The following is a 3006-nucleotide window of genomic DNA, read 5'->3' on the forward strand; positions in this document are numbered from 1 at the left end:
CTGCTCGGCCGCGAGTGCCGCCCCGACGAGGCCACCGCCGCCGCGGCCGAGGCACTGGAGGCGGCCGGGCCCTACCCCATGGCGCGCCGGCTGTGCCTGCGCCTGGTGGCCCGCTCGGCGTACGAGGACGGCTGGGGTGCGCCGGTCGCATGGCTGCGTGAGGCGGAGGAGTACTTCCACGGCGCCGGCCTCCAGGCCGTCGCCGGCGCCTGCCGGGCCCAGCTGCGCGGCATGGGCGCCTCGGTCCTGCAGCGGCGTACGGGTACCGAGCAGGTGCCGCCGGACCTGCGCCGATGCGGCGTCACCGCCCGCGAGTTCGAGGTGGCCCGGCTGGTCGCCGAACGGACCAGCAACCGGGACATCGCCCGCCGCCTGCACATCTCGCTGCGTACGGTCGAGAAGCACGTGGCGAACCTCCTGCGCAAGACCGGCCACCCGAACCGTACGGCGTTCGCCGCCGCCCGCCCCCCGGCGCTCCAGCCGCACTGAGGGGGCGGGCCCGACCCGGGGGTGTTGCGCCCCGGCCGGCACGCCTCAGGGGCTCGCGTCGAGCTCCGCGACGATCGAGGCGGGGGTGTGGCCGCTGCCGTCCGACAGCCGGTGGAAGTCGACGGACACGAAGTTCGGGTCGCGGCCCCCGGCCGCCGGCCGGCACTGCTCGGCGATGCGGTTGCGCAGCTTCGCGCCGTTGTCCAGGGCCGCCGTGAGGACCGTGGGGACGTTGCGGTGGTGGCTCATCGTGAACAGCCGCCGGAATCCGGGCTCCTGGCGGTCCAGGGGGACATCGGACCAGCGGCTGACGCACGCGAGGTCGTTGCCGAGGTCCCCGAGGCTCCAGTAGTTGCTCACCGTCCAGGACCTGTCGTACATGACGCCCAGGTGCTCACGGTCCGAGCGGTCGGAGAAGATCAGCAGGCGCTTGCCGGCGGTGACGAGATCGGCCACCTTCGGCCAGCCGTGCCGGCGTACGCCCCACTCGTCGGGCCGGAAGAGCAGCGGGGACAGCCCGTTCACCCGGGCGAGGGACGACCGGAGCTGCTCGGCGCTGACGTAGTCCTCCAGGAAGACGGTCACGACCTCCTGCGGATGGGCGGCCAGGAAGTCCACCACGGTCTGCATCGTGCCGTGGAAGGACTGCCGGGGCAGGGCGTACGTGGCCCCGGCGAAGGTCTTGCAGTCGCCGTGGCACAGGTACACGTCGCTGGGGTAGCAGTCGCTGCCGAAGCTGATGACGCACAGCCAGTTGCTGCGCTCGTACCAGTGCGTGTCCAGGCTCAGTCCGCGGACACCGGCCGCGAGCTGGGAACGTACCGACTCGGCCTGGTTCACCGAACTCCAGCGGGAGTCCTCGTAGTTGGTGAAGGCGTTGTGGGCGGTCAGGAAGGTGGCCTCGTCGAGGCGGCGGTCGCCCCAGCGGGCGGCCGCCGCCTCGGCCGAGCGGGAGTCCGCGGTGGTGGCGGCCGCGGTGGCGGAGGGGGTGGCAGCCGCCGGGGCCGATGCGGCCGCGGTGGTCGCCGTGCCGAGGAGGGCGAGCAGGAGCAGGCACACCAGTGCGTGCCTGCGGGTTCTTCGCGGGAGCCCGGCGCGCAGGCGCACCCTCGGGCGGGACGCCATGTCCATGTCAGTCATGGCTGCGGAGGGTACCGCGCCCCCCGGCAATCCGCTGCCCCGCGGACGCGTTCGGCCGATACCCGACGCGGCCTCCCTGCCCGGGCGTCCGAGGGGCCGTGTCGCCCGCGGCCGCGCCGGCTGTCAGTCCTCCCGTCGTGCCGCTCCGGCCACGGCGATGTTCAGGAAGCGCGGCACCGGCCGCCGACGGGCGTGGAAGTCCTCGGCCACCGCTCGGCGTACGGCGGTCCTGCGGTCCTCCGGCAGCAGCATGAGCACGCTGCGGGGGGCCCGTTCGCCCGCCGGCCAGATGCTCAGCGCCCCCGCCACCCGCGCGCACTCCACCGCCCGCGGCAGATCCGAGCCCCGGCCCCGCGGCCCGCCACGGGCGGCCATCAGTACCAGCCGGGCACCGGAGCCGTCCGGGGCGAAGGGCACGTGCCGGCGCCGGCCGTCCTTGCCGGTCAGCAGCGCGGGGCCGGGCCGCGCGTACAGCACCGCGCCGCGCAGGGCCTCGTCCCCGTGCGGAGCGGCCTCCCGCAGGATCTCCGCGATCCGGGCGCGGACGTCCGAACCCCCGCCCGGGCCTTCCTCCGGTTCCCCGTCCGGCCCGTGGACGTCGGCGACCGCCAGCGCCACCGCGCAGTCGGCCGGCTCCGCGAGGGACAGCCCGGCGGCCGCGGTCAGCGTGCCGTGCACATGGAGGTCGGTGCCGCGGCGCCCGTACCCGGCCTCGGCCAGGGCGCGCAGCACGGCGTACGGGCGCCCGGCCCAGTCCGGGACGTCCGTCGGCCGCGTACCGGACAGGGGGAGCGCGCAGCTCTGCGCGGGGTGGCTGAGCGAACTGAGCCGCACCAGCCCGTCCGTGCGCGCAGCCGCGGCCGCCGCGACCGGCCAGCCGGCGGCGGCCACCAGAGCCGGGGAGCCCAGGTGGAAGGCGTGCGGGGCGCTCCACACCGCGGCCGGGAGCCGGCCGTGCGCGGCCTCCAGCGCGTACGCCACGAGCCGGAACAGCGGGTCGGCGGTCGCCCGCCGGGCCAGGGAGGAGGGGTCCGGGGGCGCCGGTGCGGGTGCGGGTGCCGGCGCCGACGGCGATGCGGGGCCGGCTGCCGGTGCCGATGGCGATGTGGGTCCGGCTGGCGGTGCCGGTGCCGGTGCGCACGGTGGCCTCATGAGCGGTCCCGCCTGTCCTGCCCGTCTCGCTCGTCCGTCTCGCGTCGCCTGTTGCGTCCGTCTCCTGCGTCCCGCCCGTCCTTCGTGTCCCGCCCGTCCCACCCCTCGCCCCCGCGGGCACCAGTCGGCTCCTTGCGGGCGATCAGCCGGTACGCGTTCCCGCCGTCGGTGCGGCGGGCCACCGCGCTGCGCAGCAGGTCCAGGCCCGCCGCCGCGGCGAAGCCC

3 protein-coding genes and 1 pseudogene are annotated in these 3006 nt (G+C 76.4%); 1 reads left to right on the forward strand and 3 read right to left on the reverse strand.

Annotated features, from left to right (window positions below; all coding sequences use genetic code 11):
• A partial coding sequence (locus GPJ59_RS35090; protein ID WP_219672116.1) for a helix-turn-helix transcriptional regulator occupies positions 1-489 on the forward strand: 489 nt, incomplete at its 5' end.
• A gap of 45 nt (positions 490-534) precedes the next feature.
• Here GPJ59_RS35090 and GPJ59_RS35095 read toward each other — a convergent pair.
• The 3 genes and pseudogenes from GPJ59_RS35095 to GPJ59_RS35105 form a co-directional block, all read right to left on the reverse strand.
• Positions 535-1629 carry a PI-PLC domain-containing protein gene (locus GPJ59_RS35095; protein ID WP_219672118.1) on the reverse strand — a complete coding sequence of 365 codons (1095 nt, stop codon included), beginning with the start codon at positions 1627-1629 and terminating at the stop codon, positions 535-537.
• 123 nt (positions 1630-1752) lie between these two features.
• Positions 1753-2610, reverse strand: coding sequence for a galactokinase (locus GPJ59_RS35100; protein WP_308120665.1), 858 nt, complete (start codon positions 2608-2610; stop codon positions 1753-1755).
• A gap of 167 nt (positions 2611-2777) precedes the next feature.
• Positions 2778-3006: pseudogene (locus tag GPJ59_RS35105) on the reverse strand (hypothetical protein); the annotation flags it as partial.

The sequence above is a fragment of the Streptomyces bambusae genome (genome assembly GCF_019400985.1).
Taxonomy (GTDB): Bacteria; Actinomycetota; Actinomycetes; order Streptomycetales; family Streptomycetaceae; genus Streptomyces; species Streptomyces bambusae_A.